The organism is Gordonia sp. NPDC062954 (genome assembly GCF_044543825.1).
Lineage (GTDB): Bacteria > Actinomycetota > Actinomycetes > Mycobacteriales > Mycobacteriaceae > Gordonia > Gordonia tangerina.
Genome location: NZ_JBITWL010000009.1, coordinates 110,052 through 128,136, shown reverse-complemented (window position 1 = coordinate 128,136; position 18,085 = coordinate 110,052). Strand labels below are relative to the sequence as shown.

The 18,085-nt window shown below is 67.1% G+C and carries 15 protein-coding genes; 8 read left to right on the top strand and 7 right to left on the bottom strand.

Features of this window, described 5'->3' with window-relative positions; all coding sequences use genetic code 11:
* The first annotated feature begins 77 nt into the window (after positions 1-77).
* Positions 78-1,124 (top strand): YdcF family protein, encoded by a 1,047-nt coding sequence (locus tag ACIGKQ_RS11400; RefSeq protein WP_396573665.1) that lies wholly within the window; start codon positions 78-80, stop codon positions 1,122-1,124.
* A 92-nt stretch (positions 1,125-1,216) separates the two neighbouring features.
* Complete coding sequence (locus ACIGKQ_RS11395; protein WP_277615078.1) at positions 1,217-1,921, top strand: zf-HC2 domain-containing protein; 705 nt, start codon at positions 1,217-1,219, stop codon at positions 1,919-1,921.
* Between the two features lie 30 nt (positions 1,922-1,951).
* On the opposite strand, the gene ACIGKQ_RS11390 is transcribed toward ACIGKQ_RS11395, so the two are convergent.
* Positions 1,952-2,620 carry a DUF5134 domain-containing protein gene (locus tag ACIGKQ_RS11390; protein ID WP_266061623.1) on the bottom strand — a complete coding sequence of 223 codons (669 nt, stop codon included), beginning with the start codon at positions 2,618-2,620 and terminating at the stop codon, positions 1,952-1,954.
* A complete protein-coding gene (locus ACIGKQ_RS11385; protein WP_266061622.1) occupies positions 2,617-4,098 on the bottom strand; it encodes a PepSY domain-containing protein in 1,482 nt (493 codons plus the stop codon). Before ACIGKQ_RS11385 ends, ACIGKQ_RS11390 begins: the two co-directional genes overlap by 4 nt.
* 227 nt (positions 4,099-4,325) lie before the next feature.
* On the opposite strand from ACIGKQ_RS11385, the gene ACIGKQ_RS11380 reads away from it, so the two are divergent.
* Positions 4,326-6,311 carry a cytochrome c oxidase assembly protein gene (locus ACIGKQ_RS11380; RefSeq protein WP_287015664.1) on the top strand — a complete coding sequence of 662 codons (1,986 nt, stop codon included), beginning with the start codon at positions 4,326-4,328 and terminating at the stop codon, positions 6,309-6,311.
* Between the two features lie 10 nt (positions 6,312-6,321).
* Here ACIGKQ_RS11380 and ACIGKQ_RS11375 read toward each other — a convergent pair whose 3' ends face one another.
* Positions 6,322-6,750: a hypothetical protein gene (locus ACIGKQ_RS11375; RefSeq protein WP_266061620.1), complete on the bottom strand. Its 429-nt coding sequence runs from the start codon at positions 6,748-6,750 to the stop codon at positions 6,322-6,324.
* Entirely contained in the window at positions 6,747-9,035 is a 2,289-nt protein-coding gene (locus tag ACIGKQ_RS11370) for a cation-translocating P-type ATPase (RefSeq protein WP_266061619.1), read from the bottom strand. Before ACIGKQ_RS11370 ends, ACIGKQ_RS11375 begins: the two co-directional genes overlap by 4 nt.
* 148 nt (positions 9,036-9,183) lie before the next feature.
* Between ACIGKQ_RS11370 and ACIGKQ_RS11365 the strand changes: the two genes are divergently transcribed.
* Positions 9,184-9,735: a sigma-70 family RNA polymerase sigma factor gene (locus ACIGKQ_RS11365; RefSeq protein WP_266061617.1), complete on the top strand. Its 552-nt coding sequence runs from the start codon at positions 9,184-9,186 to the stop codon at positions 9,733-9,735.
* Between the two features lie 81 nt (positions 9,736-9,816).
* Here the strand turns inward: ACIGKQ_RS11365 and ACIGKQ_RS11360 are convergent, their stop codons facing one another.
* The 3 genes from ACIGKQ_RS11360 to ACIGKQ_RS11350 form a co-directional block, all read right to left on the bottom strand.
* Positions 9,817-10,929, bottom strand: a complete 1,113-nt coding sequence (locus tag ACIGKQ_RS11360; RefSeq protein ID WP_328712816.1) for an NDMA-dependent alcohol dehydrogenase — start codon at positions 10,927-10,929, stop codon at positions 9,817-9,819.
* Positions 10,930-10,967: 38 nt separating this feature from the next.
* On the bottom strand, positions 10,968-12,464 hold the full coding sequence (locus ACIGKQ_RS11355) for an aldehyde dehydrogenase family protein (RefSeq protein WP_235723552.1): 1,497 nt from the start codon (positions 12,462-12,464) through the stop codon (positions 10,968-10,970).
* A 172-nt stretch (positions 12,465-12,636) separates the two neighbouring features.
* Positions 12,637-14,280: a sigma-54-dependent Fis family transcriptional regulator gene (locus ACIGKQ_RS11350; protein ID WP_235723553.1), complete on the bottom strand. Its 1,644-nt coding sequence runs from the start codon at positions 14,278-14,280 to the stop codon at positions 12,637-12,639.
* Between the two features lie 169 nt (positions 14,281-14,449).
* Between ACIGKQ_RS11350 and ACIGKQ_RS11345 the strand changes: the two genes are divergently transcribed.
* From ACIGKQ_RS11345 to rpsG, 4 genes are all read left to right on the top strand, one after another.
* A complete protein-coding gene (locus ACIGKQ_RS11345; RefSeq protein ID WP_287015707.1) occupies positions 14,450-15,760 on the top strand; it encodes an ammonium transporter in 1,311 nt (436 codons plus the stop codon).
* A gap of 33 nt (positions 15,761-15,793) precedes the next feature.
* Complete coding sequence (locus ACIGKQ_RS11340; RefSeq protein ID WP_328712818.1) at positions 15,794-16,699, top strand: exodeoxyribonuclease III; 906 nt, start codon at positions 15,794-15,796, stop codon at positions 16,697-16,699.
* 472 nt (positions 16,700-17,171) lie between these two features.
* Positions 17,172-17,543, top strand: a complete 372-nt coding sequence (gene rpsL / locus ACIGKQ_RS11335) for a 30S ribosomal protein S12 (protein WP_007619326.1) — start codon at positions 17,172-17,174, stop codon at positions 17,541-17,543.
* 6 nt (positions 17,544-17,549) lie between these two features.
* Positions 17,550-18,020, top strand: a complete 471-nt coding sequence (rpsG, locus tag ACIGKQ_RS11330; RefSeq protein WP_160900582.1) for a 30S ribosomal protein S7 — start codon at positions 17,550-17,552, stop codon at positions 18,018-18,020.
* Positions 18,021-18,085: the final 65 nt, after the last annotated feature.

The window sequence follows — 18,085 nt, the reverse complement described above, 5'->3', positions numbered from 1 at the left end:
TGCTCTCTCGCTGCACGGCGCTGGGCGCCGATGCACACCTGACGTCGCCGCGAGCGCCCGCCTGTCAGGATTGGGGCATGTTCCTGGTCGCTGCGCTGCTGGCCCTGGTCGTGCTGAGCGGGGTGCTGAGTGCCTGGCGAGATCCCCGTCGTCTGAAACCGGGAATCTACTTGACCGCCGCGGGCGCCCTGCTCGTAATGATCACTGTGTTCCTGGCCTTGACGGCGACCGGAAACGAAGTCACCGAGGCCTGGGTGTTGCTGGCGATGGGTGCCTGCGGCCTGCTCGCCATCATCGCCCTGGGTATCTACCTGATCGTCAACGGGTTCGACCTGGCCCGAAAAGAAGGTGCGCGCCCGGCGACGTTGCTGTCGACGCTGCTCGGGATCTTGTTGTTCGGCTACGCGATCGGGGTGTTTCTCGGCGTGGTGATCGGTTGGTTCGACTCGGCGGCCTCCAATAGTTTTCTGCTCGTCTTACTGGCGGTGGGCCTGCCTGCGGGTTACCTCGGATTCGTGTTCGTCGCCTTCCTCGGTTGGTCACTGCTCTACGCGCAACACGGCCGCCGAAAAGCTCGTACCGAATCGGTCGACGCGATCATCGTGCTGGGCGCCGGTCTGCTCGGCGGAAACCGGGTCAGCCCGCTGCTCGCCAGTCGCCTCGACCGCGGACATGAACTGCTGGACAACGCGATCCGCGCACGCCGCGACCCGATCCTGGTGTGCTCGGGTGGACGTGGCGGTGACGAGACGGAATCCGAGGCGTCGGCAATGTCGCGCTATCTCGTCGAACACGGTGTCGACGATCGGCGCATCCGCATCGAGGACGCCTCCACCGACACCGCCGAAAATCTCGCCTACACGAAACGATTGCTCGACGAGACCGGCATCACGGGCCGGGCGGCAGTGGTCACCAGCGACTACCACGCCTTCCGGGCCGCGACCCTCATGCGGTCGGCGGGGATCGATGGATACAGTACCGGCGCCCACACCGCGGCCTACTTCGTCCCGAACGCGCAGGTCCGAGAGTTCGTGGCGATCCTGCGCGATCATCTCTGGCTCAACGTCGCGGTGCTCGCAGTGCTCTCGGTGCCATGGGTGGCCGGCCTCGTTCGCGTGCTCTAGAGCGCTGAACCCCCAACCGCTGGGCGCCACGGGTCGACGCGTGCCGTCGCGCAGGCCGAGCCAAACCGACGAATTGGGGTGCTGTCGGGTGAATGGGTCATCATGGTGATGTGCAGTGTGAGGTGGCACGCGAGGCATTGTCCGCGCGAATCGACGGTGAGTACGAGGGAGTTCCGTCGGCCCGCGTCGACGAACACCTCGCAGAATGTCCGTCCTGCCGGGACTGGTTGGCGATGGCGACTCGCCAGTCCGGAGTGCTCTCCGAATTGGGTCGCTCCGAGGTCCCCGACCTGTCATCTGCAGTTCTCGACGAGGTCGCCCCACCATCTGCGACGAGCTTCGCCGCAGTGCACCTGGGAGTGCGACGCAACATCGTCCGCATCGGACTCACACTTGCCGGAGCAGCCCAGATCGTCATCGCAATGGTGCAGATGACCGGAGCCGACTTCGGCATGACCCATGGTGGACATCCGGAGTCGACACATCTGGTGAACGAGACGACCGCCTGGGCGCTGGCGCTCGGGGTGTGCATGGTGGTCGCCGCCTGGTGGCAACGTGCCCTGCCCGGACTGCTCGTGGTGCTGAGCGTCTTCACCGTGGTGCTGGCCGGGTACGTGATCCACGACGCGATCGCGGGTCAGGTGACACTCGCTCGAATGCTCTCGCACCTACCGGTCGTCGTCGGCCTCGGCTTTGCGGCCTGGGGCAGTTTGCCCCGGACACCGGGTAGCCGCTCGGACGGTTTCGACCTCGATCGGTGGTCGTCGGGTCCGTCTCCCAATCATCGGGCGGTCTGAACCTGCTGCCCCATCACCCGGCAGCCGTGGTCACACCATGACGAAGAACATGATCGACATGCCGGCGGCCATGAACACCTGCGACAATTCGCCGGTGTGCGTGAGCAGGGCCGACGCACGTTCCTGCGGGTCGCCGGCGATGCGTCTGCGGCTGAAATAGAGGTACAGCCAGCCCAGGGCCGCAACCAGGAACACGATGCCCAACACCCAGTTGATCGCGGTGGCGTAGCCCGGGAGACCGGCGTGCATGTCCATGTCACCCATGTCGGGAGAATGACTGTGCGCCACGTTCATCTCGGACATCGCCAGCGCCATGGTGTGCATGTCATGGCTACCGCCCGAGTCGGCGCCGGGCAGGATATCGCCATTCATCGCGGCGTACATCCAGGCCATCGCGGCCATCATCACAGCGTGATAGCCGTGGGCGACGCGTTCGGGTTCCTGGGTCGCGAAGGCCGCGGCCGCCACCACAAACCACACTGCGGCGGCCCCGAAGAAGATCATCGGTCCAGTTGTCGGCCACTCCATGCTGAAGGGCCATGCCATCACGACCATGGCGAGCGCCATCACAATGTGCAGCAGGTGCCCGACCACACCCGTCCATCGCATGCGGTGGGCAACGAGTGAGTATGAGAACTGTGCGATCGACAGTCCGAACAGGACGGTGACCACCCACCGCAACAAGAGATCGTCGATCATGCACGCACCTCCTGCTCGCTGTTCGCCTGCTTGTCGGCCTGGGCAGAGCGGCGGTTGCGCAGTGCGCCGATGGCCGCGTCGACCGCGATGAACAGCGCCAATGGCAGTCCGAATAAGGGCACGTACCAGCTGACGACGGCGACCACCGCGACGACGGCGACTGCCTCGGCCGGTTTGAGCTCGCCGAGCGCGCCGCGACGAGGCGGAGTGGCCAGAGCCCGATGCGAGCGCGTCGGACGCCGCCGCCACCACATCACGTAGCCGAGAATGATGACGGTGATCAGCCCGATCGCCAGCGCGGCCAGCGCGATCTGGTTGATCAGCCCGAAGTAGATGCCCATATGTAGGCCGATGAAGGCAGAGGTGGCTTTGGCCATGAAGGGCCAGTCGGCGTAATCCACGCGGTCGACGATCTGGTCGGTCGTCGGGTCGACGGCCACTGAGTCATAGCTCTCCGGGAAGCTGCGCTTGTTCTCACCGACCAACCAGGCCGACTCCGGGTCCGACGCCGGGGTGATCACCAATGGGCCGCCCAGCCCGGCACTTGTCGCTGCCGCGTAGACCCCGTCGATGTCGGTCAGGTCGGCCTCGCCGGTTGTTTCCGCACCGGTCGTTCCGTGGTCGTGCTCACCACTCTGCGCTGCAGGTTCTTCGGTCAAGGCGGTCGACGGGGACGGTGTTGTCCACGACATCGCGCTCCGTAGATCGGCGATGTTGGCCCCGGTCCAGCGTGACCAGCTCAGACCTGACGCGGATAAGGCGAGCAGACCGATCACGAGCCAGATTCCGATCGCGCCGTGCCAGCTCAACATGCGCTGCCGTTTCGGGGCCTTGGTGTCAGGCACGAGGAGGCGGCGGGTCTTGCGGGTGCGTCTGCGGTGACCGACCCACAGCACCAGCCCCGCCAACGAGACGAACCACAACCAGCTCGCCGCCAACTCGCTGTAGTTGCGGCCGAACGCACCGAGGTGGAGGTTGCGGTGGAATGCGTCGAACCAGGCACGCACGGGCATCCACTGCCCAAATGTGGTGAGCGCGCCGCGGACCTCACCGGTGTACGGGTCGACGAAGACAGTGCGGCCATAGTCCTCGGGAACGTCGTCGACGGCGAGCACCACCCGGGTGGTGTCCTGTGGCGACTCCGCCGGACGGATCGAGCTCACCGTCCCCTCGGGATGTGCGGCGCGTGCCGCCGCGACCTGTTCGCTCAACGGCAGTCGCTGGTCGCCGACGGAGTCGACGGTCAACTCGTGGCTGTAGACCGCTCGGTCGATCTGCGGGACGAGCGAGTACAGCAGCCCCGTCACGGCTGCGATCAGCAGAAATGGACCGACCAGCAGTCCGGCGTAGAAATGCCACCGCAGCAGGAGCGGTCGCCAGCGGTTCCACGCCCCATTGGGCACTGCGGTCGGGCCCGAACGCTGCTCCGGTCTCGGTGGTGTGGGCTGCGGCGCTTCGGGTGGTGTGGTGGCAGTCATCGCGGAGAACTCGTTTCTTTGGGCTGAAGGGCGATACGGGCTGTAAGTCCGGCGTCGGGACGTCATATGAGTAGTCGCGCGGCACGGACTTTCGGTTCCCGGGGCCCGTAATCGCAATGGTGTGACCTGTGCCGCTTTTTTCGTGGAAACGACGCGCGGTCGTAGAGTTGACGAGACATGAACTGTTCAGGCAACTGTGTCTGCCTGCCGACACCATTCAGGACCGTATGAGCAACACCGCCAGCCGAAGTCGGCACGTCGACCCGGGCGCGTTGGTCTGGGGGAGCGTCGTGCTCGGTGCTCTGGCCGTCGCAGCCGGGGCGATCGTGTCCGGGACGACCCGCTTCCGCGAGACGGGGGACAGCTTCCCCGGATGGTTTACCGCGGTCGCCTTCCCGACCGGGCACTTCGTGGTCACGATGCTCTCCGCCATCGCGATCGGGTCACTGGTCTACATCACGATCTGTGCGCGGCCCGATTCGCACCGGATGATCGGTATCGAGACGTTCCGTGCCCACCGCATCGTGCAGCGGACCGCGCTCGGCTGGTTGGCCGGCGCGATCGTGATGATCGTCATCACGGCGGCCGATCGCTCCGGAGTGTCGACGAGCGCCCTGCTCAGCACGTCGGCGATCATGCAGATCGTCGAGGCCTCCGAGCAGGCGGTGGCGTGGATCGTCAGCGCCTGCTGCGCGCTGGTGATCGCGATCGTGGTGCGTATCACCCTGTCCTGGACCGCTCACGCATTGCTCGTGATTCCCGCCCTGATCGCTGCGGTCGCCCTCCCGGTGGCCGGCAACGCCGGGCAGGGCCCGAATCACGACTACACGACGACGGCGATGATCGTTTTCGCGGCCGCGGTAGCGGTCATCACCGGACTACGGGTGGCCGCAGCGACGACGATCGGACGTGACACCCCCGAGCAAGACCGGATGCAGACCGGACGACGACTCGCCTGGACCCTGGTCATCCTCGACGCGGTGACGATCGTCTACGGCCTGATCCTGATCGGTTTTCTGGTCCCGATAGGGCAGTTGGCCACATCGGCCTACGGCCGCTGGGCGCTTATCGCCGCTCTCGCGGCACTGGTGGGCTCTGTGGTCGACGTCCGGATATTGACCCTGCTGCGCCGGAGTTCGGTGATTGCGCCGAGGACCGTGATGCTGTTCGGGGCGGGTGTGGTGGCCGCGACCGCGCTGCAGGCCGCATTGGCCGGGATGGCCACCCGAACCGCGCCTGCATTGCTCGAGCACGAGTTCACCGCGTGGGACGTGTTCCTCGGGTATGAACTCCCGGACGGTCCATCGGCGGCCCGGTTGGCGTTCCTGTGGCGTCCCGACCTGTTCCTCGGGGTGGGCGCCATCGTGCTGGCCGTCCTGTACGTGATCGGCGTGCAGCGGCTGCGTCGACGCGGCATCGAGTGGGGATGGACGCGGACGCTGTCGTGGGTGCTGGGCTGCCTGTCTCTGCTGGTCGTCACCTCGTCGGGGGTACGTACCTACGGCATGGCGATGTTCAGTGTGCACATGGCCGAACACATGGCGCTCAACATGTTCATCCCGGTACTTCTGGTACTCGGCGCCCCCGTGACACTCGCGCTGCGCGCGCTGCCGACGGCGCGTGGCGGCCTGCCCGGGCCGCGGGAATGGATCGTGTGGTTGGTGCACTCGCGGTTCACGCGGATCCTGACCAACCCCATCGTCGCGCTGCTCATCTTCGTGATCTCGTTGTACGGGGTGTATTTCACGTCCCTGTTCGACACCCTGGCCCGCTACCACTGGGGTCACGACCTGATGAGTGTGCACTTCCTCATCACCGGCTATCTGTTCTACTGGATCATCATCGGAATCGACCCGGGCCCCAAACGCCTGCCGTTCCTGGGTCGGCTCGGGTTGCTGTTCGCGGTCATGCCGTTCCACGCGTTCTTCGGCATCGCGACGATGACGATGGACTCCCTGATCGGCGGTACGTTCTACACGTACCTGGGCCTGCCCTGGCTCGACGATCTGTACCGCGATCAGTTCGTGGGCGGCGCCATCGCCTGGGGTGCCAGCGAGGTGCCGGCGTTGCTGGTGGTGATCGCCCTGGTTCATCAGTGGGCCACCCAGGACCGGCGGCTCGCCAAACGCCGGGATCGTCACGCCGACACCTACGACGACGACGAACTCACCGCCTACAACCGAATGCTCTCGGAGCTCTCTCGAGACCGCTGAACCGACCGCTTCAGCGCACTGCCACCTTCACTGCTTGGCTGTACTCCTCGCGCTGCTGCGGTGAGATGGAATCGGGGAAGGTGACGACGATGTCGAGCACCTGGAACGAATCCGGATGCTTGCCCAAGTAGATCTCGGCGCGCCCAGTGGTGGGGAAGTGGAGCACGGTCAATTCGTCGGCGGCCATAGCCGATGCGCAGCCGGCCGTCGGACACACTTCGTCGGTGACGTCGTGGCGTGCGGTCACGGGCAGGTCCTGCGCATCGACACCATCGAGCACGGTGTCGAGTGACAACGGGTCGATCGGGTTGTCGATCAGGGACTCGGTGGCCCGATCCGGGGCGCTGACCTCATCCTCGGCGCACCCGGCCACACCGAATACAGCGACCGCGCCCACGCCCGCCAACAGCAGGGCCCTGCCCCGGATCGCGGCCCTCACGCCGACACCTTCTCGGCGCGTTCGGCGTCGTTGCCGGCCCACTCGCGGCCTGCGGCGAAGCGTCGCAGACGCAGGCTGTTGGACACCACGAAGAACGAGGAGAACGCCATCGCCGCGCCCGCGATAAGCGGATTGAGCAGACCGGCCGCCGCGATCGGGATGGCCGCGACGTTGTAGCCGAACGCCCAGATCATGTTGGTGCGGATGGTCTGACGGGTCGCGCGTGCCAGACCGAGGGCCTCGACCACGCTACGCAGATCGTGCCTTACCAGGATGATGTCGGCTGCTGCGATCGCGACGTCGGTGCCGCGGCCGATGGCCAGCCCGAGGTCTGCGGTCACCAAAGCGGGGGCGTCGTTGATGCCGTCGCCGACCATCGCGACCACCCGGCCCTCCTCGCGCAAGCGCTCGATGCGGGCCACCTTCTCGTCGGGCAGCACCTCGGCCACCACCTCGTCGATGCCCACTTCCTCGGCGACCTTCTTCGCGGCCGCAGCGTTGTCGCCGGTCACCAACAGCGTGCGCATCCCGAGCCGCCGCAACTCGGTGACCGTCTCGGCTGCACTCGACTTCACGGTGTCGGCGACGGCGATTGCGCCGCACACCTCGTCGTCGATCGACACGTATACGACGGTCTGGCCGGCCGCCTCGGCGGTGCGCCGGTCGCGCGCCAGGTCGGCCGGCACAGCGGCCCCTTTGGCGACCCAGCGTGGCGAGCCCACCTGGACCCGGCGTCCCTCGACGACGCCGCGCACACCCTTTCCGGGTTCGGCGACGAACGCGTCGACGCCATCCGGGTCGACGTCGGCCGCCGCGGCGATCGCCTTGGCCACCGCGTGCTCGGATGCCGCCTCGAGAGTCGCGGCCGCGCGCAGCACGCCGTCGCGGGCGTGGCCGTCGGCCACCGACACCGAGACGATGTCGAGCGCACCATTGGTGAGCGTTCCGGTTTTGTCGAACACCACCGTGTCCACCTCACGGGAGGCGTCCAGGGCCTGGTGGCCCTTCAGAAAGATGCCCAGCTGCGCGCCGCGCCCGGAGGCAACCATTAACGCCGTCGGTGTGGCGAGGCCGAGCGCGCATGGGCAGGCGATCACCAGCACCGCAAGCCCGGCCCCCACCGCGTGGTCTATGTCGCCGTCGGCGATGAGCCAGCCCGCCACTGTCGCCGCAGCGATCACGATGACGATCGGCACGAAGACACCGGCGATGCGGTCGGCGAGGCGCTGGATATCGGCCTTGGCGCTCTGCGCCTGCTCCACCAGACGCAGCATCGCGGCGAAGGCGGTGTCGTCGCCGACGCGGGCCGCTTCGATGACCAGCCTGCCGTTGAGTGCGGTCGTACCGCTGGTCACGGCATCGCCCTCGTCGACGTCGACGGGTCGAGACTCGCCGGTCATCGCGCTCATGTCGATCGCCGACGACCCCGAGGTCACCAGACCGTCGGCGGCGATCGTCTCGCCCGGACGCACCACGAACCGCTGGCCTTCTTTGAGCTCGCCGACCGGGATACGCATCTCCCCACCGTCGGGGAGCACCACCGCGACGTCCTTCGCGCCGAGCGCGGCCAATGCGCGCAACGCGCCGCCGGCCCGGGACCGTGCTCTCGCCTCGAAGTAGCGGCCGGCCAGCACGAACACGGTGACACCAGCGGCCACCTCCAGATAGATGGAGTCGCTGCCGATGATGGCCTCCCACACACCGACGTCGGCGGCCTCGGCGTCCTCGCCGAACATCGAGATCAGCGACCACCCGGTGGCCGCGATGATCCCGATACTGATCAGCGTCTCCATCGACAGCGCGCCGACCCGGAGATTCCGTGCGGCAACCCGGTAGAACGGCCACGCGCAGTAGGTGACCACCGGAGCGGCCAATGCCATCAGAATCCACTGCCATCCACTGATCCGGGTAGCGGGGACCGTCGCGAACATGATCGACAGGTCGGCCAGTGGGACGAATAGCACCAGGGCGATGACCATCCGCCGGAACAGCGAATCGGCGGTGCGCAGATCAGGATCATCGTCGGGGTCGGCCGGGCCGGACGAACGGCGTTCAGCGGAGTAGCCGGCCTTGTCGACCACCGCGCACAGGTCGGCGTCATCGAGCGCTTGCGGGGCATCGACGGTCGCGACACGCGTGGCGTAATTCACCGACGCGTGTACTCCGTCGACCTTGTTGAGCTTGCGTTCGACGCGTGCGGCGCAGGCGCCGCAGGTCATGCCGGACACCTCCAGCTCGACTCGCCGCACCACGCCTGCCGAGTCGGATCCTGCCGTGCTGTTCACCGGCGCGACCTGTGTCACCCTGCCTCCCAACGTTCACGCATGCCGACGTGTGCTGCCGGCAGATCCCTCCAAGTGAGTAGTCGTTGTGCCGGGCCGAGAAGTTCCCGGCACCGACAATCCGATCCCAGGCGTCGGATACGGTTGCCGAGTGATCACGAGGCCCGACGACGACGAGGTGACTCGGCTCGCCATGGGCGCTGCTCGCGGAGACCGACACGCACTGGAGGCCTTCGTCCAGGCTACGCGCGACGACGTATGGCGCTTCGTGGGGTATCTGGCGGATCGCCGGATGGCCGACGACCTCACCCAGGACACCTATCTGCGGGCAATTCGGTCGATGCCGTCGTTCCGTGCCGGGGCGTCCGGACGGACCTGGCTGTTGGCCATCGCGCGGCGCACCGTCGCCGACCACTTCCGTCGGGCGGCTTCGCGTCCGGTGCTCGATCTCACGTCGCCGGAGAACATCGCCGTCGTGGCGCGCAGTACGCGCCACGACGATCACGTGGAACTGGAGATGCTCGTCGAGTCGCTCGACAAGCCTCGTCGGGAAGCGTTCGTGCTCACCCAGATCCTGGGGATTCCCTACGCCGACGCGGCCACCATCTGCAGTTGCCCGGTGGGCACGATCCGGTCGCGGGTGGCGCGGGCGCGCGACGATCTGATGGCCGCCTATCGGGCCGGGGAACGTCACATCGGTTGATCGACTGGGTTGCGGGGGCCGGACATGGTCCGGCCCGGACGCGCACGGGTCATCGCGTCCGGGCCGGGGTCGGAGCGGCTGTCAGTTGTCGTGGATGATCACACCGCGAATGTTCTTGCCGTCACGCAGATCCTGGTAGCCCTCGTTCACCTGGTCCAGGCTGTAGGTGGTGGTGACCAGTTCGTCGAGCTTGAGTTGGCCGGCGTCGTAGAGCCGCAGCAATCGGACGATGTCGTACTGCGGGTTGGCCGACCCGAACAGACTGCCCTTGATGGACTTCTCGTTCAGCGTCAGGTCGATGCCCGGCCAGTGCACGGTGAACTTCTCCGGGCTCGACAAGCCGGTGAGGATCACCGAACCACCCTTGCCGACGGCGCCGATGGCCGCCGACACCACGTCTTCGTCGACGGTGCCGACGGTGACGATGGCGCAGTCGGCGCCCTGACCCCAGCTGATCTCGGTGATGGTCTCCTGCGCCTCGGCGGCACTGGCGAACGCGTGGGTGGCGCCGAACTTGATCGCCGTGTCGCGTTTGAAGGCGATCGGGTCGACCACGATCACCGCCTTCGCCCCGGCGTGCACAGCGCCCTGCACCGAGTTGATGCCGATACCGCCGATGCCGTAGATCACCACGATGTCGCCGGCGCGGACATTGCCGGTGTAGACGGCCGAGCCCCAGCCGGTCGGCACACCGCAACCCACCAGCACTGCCTTGTCCAGCGGCAGCCAGTCGTCGACCTTGACCACCGAGTGCTGGCTGATGGTGGCCCGCTCGGAGAAGGTGCCCAACATGCACATCGCACCGAAGTCGGTGTCACCGTCATGGAAGCGGAACGACCCGTCGGGCATCGAGCCCTCGAGGATCGTGGCCCCCATGTCACACAACGACTGTCGACCGGTGGAACAGTATCGGCAGGTGCCGCAGTTCGGGATGAAGCTGCACACCACGTGGTCGCCCGGTTTGACCTTGGTGACGCCGGGACCGATCTCCTCGATGATCCCGGCACCCTCGTGGCCGCCGACGATGGGGAAGCGCGGCGGCAGGTCGCCGTCGGTCAGGTGCAGATCGGAATGGCACAGGCCGGCGGCGGTGTACTTGATCAGCACCTCGCCGTCGCGGGGCGGATCGAGGGTGAGTTCGGTGAGCTCGAAGGGCTTTCCGACGCCGGTGAGGATGGCGGCTTTGGTTTTCATGATCGTTCGCTCCTTTGCGAAAGGGTGAGGGAAGGTGATCAGAGTGCGACGTTGACCGCTTTGGTCTGCGTGTAGAGGTCGATCGCGGACGAACCGAGTTCGCGACCCCACCCACTTTGTTTGTAGCCCCCGAACGGCATTGCGGTGTCGAATCCGTTGTATTGGTTGACCCACACCGAACCGGCCTTGATCGCGCGTGCGGTCTTGTGTGCCTTGGACAGATCTGTGGTCCAGATACCGGCGGCCAGACCGTAGATCGAGTCGTTGGCGGCCGCGGCCACACCGGTGTCGGCGTCGAAGGGCAAAGCCGCCACGACCGGGCCGAAGATCTCCTCGGACACGATCGAGAAGTGCGGCTCGACGTCGACGAATACGGTCGGTTCGATGAAGAATCCCTCATCGCCCCAACGCTTTCCACCGGTCAATGCGCGCGCGCCGTCGGCGAGGCCGGCGGACAGATAGCCCGAGACCCGGTCGAACTGTTCCTGGCTGACCAACGGGCCGAGTTCGGTGGCGGGATCCAGGCCCGGTCCGATCTTTGCCTGCGACGCCGCTTCGGCGACCGCGGCGGTGAAGTCGTCGAAGATGGGGCGTTCGACGAACAGCCGGGTGCCGGCCACACAGCACTGGCCGTGGTTGAACATCCATGCCGCCACCGATCCGGCGACCGCCTTGTCGAAATCGGCGTCGGCGAACACGATGTTCGGGCTCTTGCCGCCGAGCTCCAGCGACACCTTCTTCAGATTGCCCTTGGCCGCCTCGACGATCTTCTTGCCGACCTCGGTGGAACCGGTGAACGCGATCTTGTCGACGTCGTCGTGGGCGGCCAGGGCCGCACCGGCATCACCGAAGCCGGTGACGATGTTGACCACACCGGGCGGGAACCCGGCTTCCTGGAAGATCTCGCCGAGCAGCAATGCCGTCAGCGGAGTCTGTTCAGCCGGCTTGAGGATCACCGTGTTGCCCGCGGCGAGGGCGGGGGCGAGCTTGAACGCGGCCATCAGCAGCGGGAAGTTCCACGGCACGATGAGCCCGCACACGCCGACCGGCTCGCGCAGGGTGTAGGCGTGGAACTCGCCGCCGGGCACGAACGGCATCGAGACGTCGACGGTGGAGCCGGTGATCTTGGTGGCCAATCCGGCGTTGTACCGGAAGATGTCGGCCGACCAGTTCATGTCCACCGCGGTCGCGATGGTGGCGGCCTTGCCGTTGTCGAGTGCCTCGAGTTGTCCGAACTCGGCGGCGCGCTCGGTCAGCAGGTCGCCTACCCGCCACAGCAGCCGCTCGCGCTCGTTGGGCTTCATCCGCGACCACGGGCCGTCGTCGAAGGCCTGTCGCGCGGCCCGCACCGCGCGGTCGATGTCGACGGCCTCGCCGTGGGCGACCGAGGTGATCGGGCGTGCGGTGGCCGGGTCGATCGTCTCGAAGGTGCGGCCCGAAGCGGCCGACACCCACTCACCGCCGATCAACATCGGACGGTCGGTGGTGATGAAGTCGCGGACCCGCGCGTGCAGGTCGGTGGCGACGGCGGTCATGAAAACCTCCTGGTCAGGTGGCTAGATCTCAAGTGATCTGGGTCATAGTTGTGACCTGCTTCATTTCTGCCACCATCGGCCGGGAGTGCGCTGTCCAGAAACTGAACAGTACGTTGAACACCGCGCCTAATCCGGTCCCGGCGGCCGCACGGCCAGAGAATTTCCGGGTGACTCAGATCCCGAGCGCACGCATCCGGGCGTACAACGTGGTGCGGCTGATCCCGAGTTCGCGTGCGGCATGCACCTTGTTGCCGCCGGCGTGGTCGAGCGCGTCGACGATCGCGACCCGCTCGGCCTGCTCGCGCCCGGACAGATGCGCGGCCCGACTGGTGGTGCGGTAGGTGGGCGGGAGGTCGGCGGGCTCGACGATGCGCGCCGCCCGGGCCGCACACGACTGCGCGGCCTGACGCAGCACCGCATCCAACTCGGCAATGTTGCCGGGCCAGTCCTGACACAGCAGGGCGTCGGTTGCGTTGCCGGACAGTCGCATCCCCGGGGCCAGGCGCTGCAGGACCGCGCTGGCGGTGGCGGCCAGATCAGAACTGCGCTGCCGGAGCGGAGACAGATCGACGCGGCGCCCGCATCTGCCGATCAATGCGGCCACGCCGGCGGTGACGTGCTCGCGCGGGGCGCTCACCACGATGAGCGGGCACCCCGACCACGACGCCGCCGCCTTGGTGAGCAGCGTGATCGAACGATCGTCGAGCAGGTCCACGCCGTCGACGATGAGCGGTACCCGTCCGGATCGGGCCCGCGCGATCGAATCGACGATGTCGGGGTCGCGGCCGCAGATCAGATCCTCGGCGACGTCGACCGTCAGGGTCGGTCCGGACCCGTGGTCGGCGGCGAGCGCGCGCGCCTCGGTGGTGCGGCCGGTGCCGGGCTCACCGGTGACCGCGATGGTGGTCGCGGCCGCCGGTGCGGTGCGGGTCGCCGCAGCGGGTCTCGGCGAGGTGTGCGCGGCCGGGCGGAACCGGAACAATGCCGCGCCGCCGACCCCGGCGACCGGTTCCACTCCGACCTCGACCTCGGCGCCGGACACCAGCGTCAGCGGCACCACCATCGCGCGCAGCGTCGGCTCGGTGGCGAGTACCCGCAGGGCCCCGATGTCGGCGGGTGAGAGCAGCTCGGCGGCCGGCGCGTTGGTCAGTTGCAGGTCGTCGCCGATCGCGGCGACCGCGATGTCGCGTCGGGGCGCGGCGCGCTGGAACGCATCGAGAACCCGACGCTGGTGGGCGCGCGAACGGTCCAGCAGGCGGTCGGCGATGTCGGCGACGATGCCGTTGATGAAAGGCACGGCCAGAGGGTTGATGTGCTCGGCCGTCTCCGACATGCAGATGATGCCGGCCAGTCGTCGGGTGGCCGGATGGACGATCGGCTGACCGAAGCAACTGATCGACTTGAACCGTTCGAGATAGTGCTCACTGCTGTTGACCGCGATCCCACCGCGGATCTCGGCGGGAGTGCCCAGCGCGGTGGTGCCGACGATCTCCTCCCCGAACGGCATCCCGGGTGCGGCGCCGAGGTCGTCGAGCGTGCGTTCGATGGCACTGCCGAACGCGACTCGCGAGACCATGCGGCACTCGTGATCGACCAACAGCAGCGACATGTTGGTGTCGGCCAGACGCGCGGCCGCGTCGTCGAGGACCGGCCGTGCCGCGTCCAGCAGCGGATCGGCGCTCGCGGTGTCCACCAGCACGGTTGGCGTCGGGTCGTCAGGGCGCACACCCGACAACGCGGAGCGCCGCCACGAGTGGTCGATGACAGCTCGTACCGGGGTTCCGTCGGGGCGCTTCTGCAGTGTGTCGATAGTCACAAAATGGCACAGATGGCGCGCGGAGGAAAGCCGCCGCCGTTGTCGGCCGGTCCTCGGTTGACCCCGAGGCGTGGTGATCGGACGAATCGGGCACAGCGCGAACGTGCTGGTCAGGACCCGCATCCCGAACCGTATGGTGTTCGCCGTGAACACGTTCCCCGCCACCGGCATGCCCGACGCGGCCGACACCGCCTGGCTGTTGGCGGCCTTTGCGCTCGTTTTGTTGATGACTCCGGCCCTCGGTCTGTTCTACGGCGGCATGGTGCGTTCCAAGAGCGTGCTCAACATGATGATGATGTGCTTCTCGGCGGTGCCCATCGTGTGGATCGTGTGGGTGGCGGTGGGCTACTCGATGGCCTTCGGGCCGGACCACGGTGGCGTGATCGGCAACCCGATCACCTTCGCCGGCCTACGAGACCTCTTCGGCCATTTCGGTTCCGGTGGCGCCGACAGCGCTGGTATGCCGCTGGTGGGGACTATCCCGGCCGTACTGTTCGTGGCCTTCCAGGCGGGCTTCGCGATGGTCACCGTCGCGCTCGTCGCCGGCGCGGTCGCCGATCGGATGAAGTTCACGTCCTGGCTGATCTTCGCCGGATTGTGGTGCCTGCTCGTCTATGTCCCGGTTGCGCACTGGGTGTTCAGCGCCCCGGGCCTGACCGCCGAGCGCGGCGGCTGGATCGCCACCCATCTGCATGCGATCGACTTCGCCGGCGGAACCGTCGTCGAGATCAACTCGGGCGCATCGGCGCTGGTGATCGCACTGCTGCTGGGGCGGCGTGCGGGCTGGCCACGGGATCCGATGCGCCCGCACAATCTGCCGTTCGTCATGCTCGGCGCCGGACTGCTCTGGTTCGGGTGGTTTGGCTTCAACGCGGGATCGACGCTGGCGGCCAACGGTTCGGCCGCGATGATCACCGCCAACACCCTCGGTGCCGGCGCGACGTCGATGGTGGCGTGGCTGATCGTCGAACGGGTCCGCCACGGTCGGCCCACGTCGTTCGGCGCCGCCTCCGGCGTCGTCGCCGGACTGGTGGCCATCACGCCGTCGTGTTCGTCGGTCACCCCGATCGGTGCGCTCGCGGTGGGCGCGGTGGCCGGGGCGGTCGCCTCCTACGCGATCGAGCTGAAATTCCGCTGGGGCTACGACGACTCGCTCGACGTGGTCGGTGTGCACTTCGTCAGCGGCGTGGTCGGGATGCTGATGGTGGGGCTGGTCGCCAGTTCGTCGACACCGGCCGGCGTCGACGGTCTGCTCTACGGTGGCGGCCTCGATCAGCTCTGGCGTCAGGCCGTCGCCGTCGTGGTGGTGTTGGCGTATGCGTTGGCAGTGACCGCGGTGATCGGGCTGGCACTGAAGTACACGCTCGGCCTGCGCGCGGACCCGCAACATGAACTCGACGGCATCGACGACGCACAGCATGCCGAATCGGCCTACGACTTCCACACACCGCGTGGCGGACGCGTCGACGTCGGCACGTGAGGTGGTGAAACCGGCCCCGCTACCGTGGAGCCCATGCGTGTCGCGACCTGGAATGTGAACTCGGTCAAGCAGCGGATTCCGCGGTTGTTGCCGTGGCTCGATCAGCGCGCACCCGATGTCGTCTGCCTGCAGGAGACCAAGCTCTCCGACGACGCCTTCCACGAGACTCTCGGCGCGGACCTGGCCGAGCGCGGCTACGAGATCGCCCATGTGGGACAAGGACAATGGAACGGGGTGGCGCTGCTGTCGAAGGTCGGTCTCGAGGACGTCCGCGGCGGATTCGAGAACGTGCCCGGCTATCCCGAGCCGGATTCACCCACCGAGGCCCGCGCGGTGTCGGCGGTGTGCGGGGGAGTGCGCATCTACTCGTTGTACGTGCCCAACGGGCGTACCCCGGATTCCGACCACTACCACTACAAACTGGACTGGCTGGCGCGGTTGCGTGATGCGGTGGCGGCCGGTGACGGCGACGACGCCGCGGCGAACACGATGTTGTGCGGCGACATGAACATCGCGCCCGCCGACGCCGACCTCTTCGACCCGGCCGCCTACGTCGGGCACACCCACGTCACCGACCCCGAACGGGGCGCCCTGTCGGCGTTGACCGCGTTGGGGCTGCACGACGTGGTTCGTGACCGCTGGCCCGACGACCGCGTCTTCAGCTACTGGGACTACCGGGCCGGGATGTTCCACAAGGACCTCGGTATGCGCATCGACCTCATCCTGGCGGGTGCGCCGATCGCGCGGCGGGTGGCGGCGGCCTGGATCGACCGACAGGCCCGGAAGGGCTCCAAACCGAGCGATCACGCGCCGGTGATGGTTGATCTCGACACCGCCCCGGACGGTGACATCGGGCCGGTGGTGCCGCCACCGTCGAATCCGGCGAAGCGCGGCGGTGGGGCGGTGCGGCTCCCGCAGTCCGTCGAGCCGGGCGAATAGCCCTATGAACTGCGAGTTCTTCCTTCTGGAAGTCGTAGATTCTCCGCCCGTTTTCGGGGGAGATGGCGATACCCGGGGCAGGAACCGAGCACGGGCCGATCACCGCCCGTTCACTTCCCGGCGATGATCTGTTCGACGGCTTGCACAGTTTTTTGACCTGTGCAAACTGCATCGGTAGAGTGGATCGCCGGTGCCCGGCTCATGCTGGGCCAGTCCGCATGCCCGGGGACACCCGGGGCAGGTGGACTGACAGGCGAAACCGTCGTCGAGCGTATGACACGCCCGACCCCGGGGTAGCAAAATTGTACTGACCAGCGCGTACGTGCTGGTGGGGCGAGTTGTGGAAGCAACGTAATCGGAAACGGTTGTCGATGCTTGCCCGGAGCACCAACCGCAGCGAGACAACTACACAGGATGTCGGACATCGAACCCGGTGACCGGCGATCACTGCCGACAAAGGAAAGAACACCTAGTGCCAACCATCAATCAGCTGGTCCGCAAGGGCCGTCACGACAAGGCTGCCAAGACCAAGACCGCGGCCCTCAAGGGGAGCCCGCAGCGTCGTGGCGTGTGCACCCGCGTCTACACCACCACCCCGAAGAAGCCGAACTCCGCGCTGCGCAAGGTCGCCCGTGTGCGCCTGACCAGCTCCGTCGAGGTCACCGCTTACATCCCGGGTGAGGGCCACAACCTGCAGGAGCACTCGATGGTGCTCGTCCGCGGCGGTCGTGTGAAGGACCTGCCCGGTGTGCGCTACAAGGTCATCCGCGGCTCGCTCGACACCCAGGGTGTCAAGGACCGCAAGCAGGCCCGCAGCCGCTACGGCGCGAAGAAGGGGAACTGATAAGTCATGCCACGTAAAGGACCCGCACCCAAGCGCCCGCTGATCAGCGACCCCGTCTATGGCTCGCCGTTGGTCACCCAGCTCGTCAACAAGATCCTGCTCGACGGCAAGAAGTCGACCGCCGAGCGCATCGTCTACCAGGCTCTCGAGCAGGCCCGCGAGAAGACCGGCACCGATCCGGTCATCACGCTCAAGCGTGCCCTCGACAACGTCAAGCCGACCCTCGAGGTGAAGAGCCGCCGCGTCGGTGGTGCCACCTACCAGGTGCCGGTCGAGGTGAAGCCGAACCGCGCCAACACCCTCGCCTTGCGCTGGTTGGTGACCTTCAGCCGTCAGCGTCGTGAGAAGACGATGGTCGAGCGTCTGGCCAACGAGCTGCTCGACGCCTCCAACGGTCTCGGCGCTTCGGTCAAGCGTCGTGAGGACACCCACAAGATGGCCGAGGCCAACCGGGCGTTCGCGCACTACCGCTGGTGACAACCTGCTCCGCCCGGCCGCGATCATGATCGCGTCGGGCGGAGCGACAACCCTGAAGATCAACC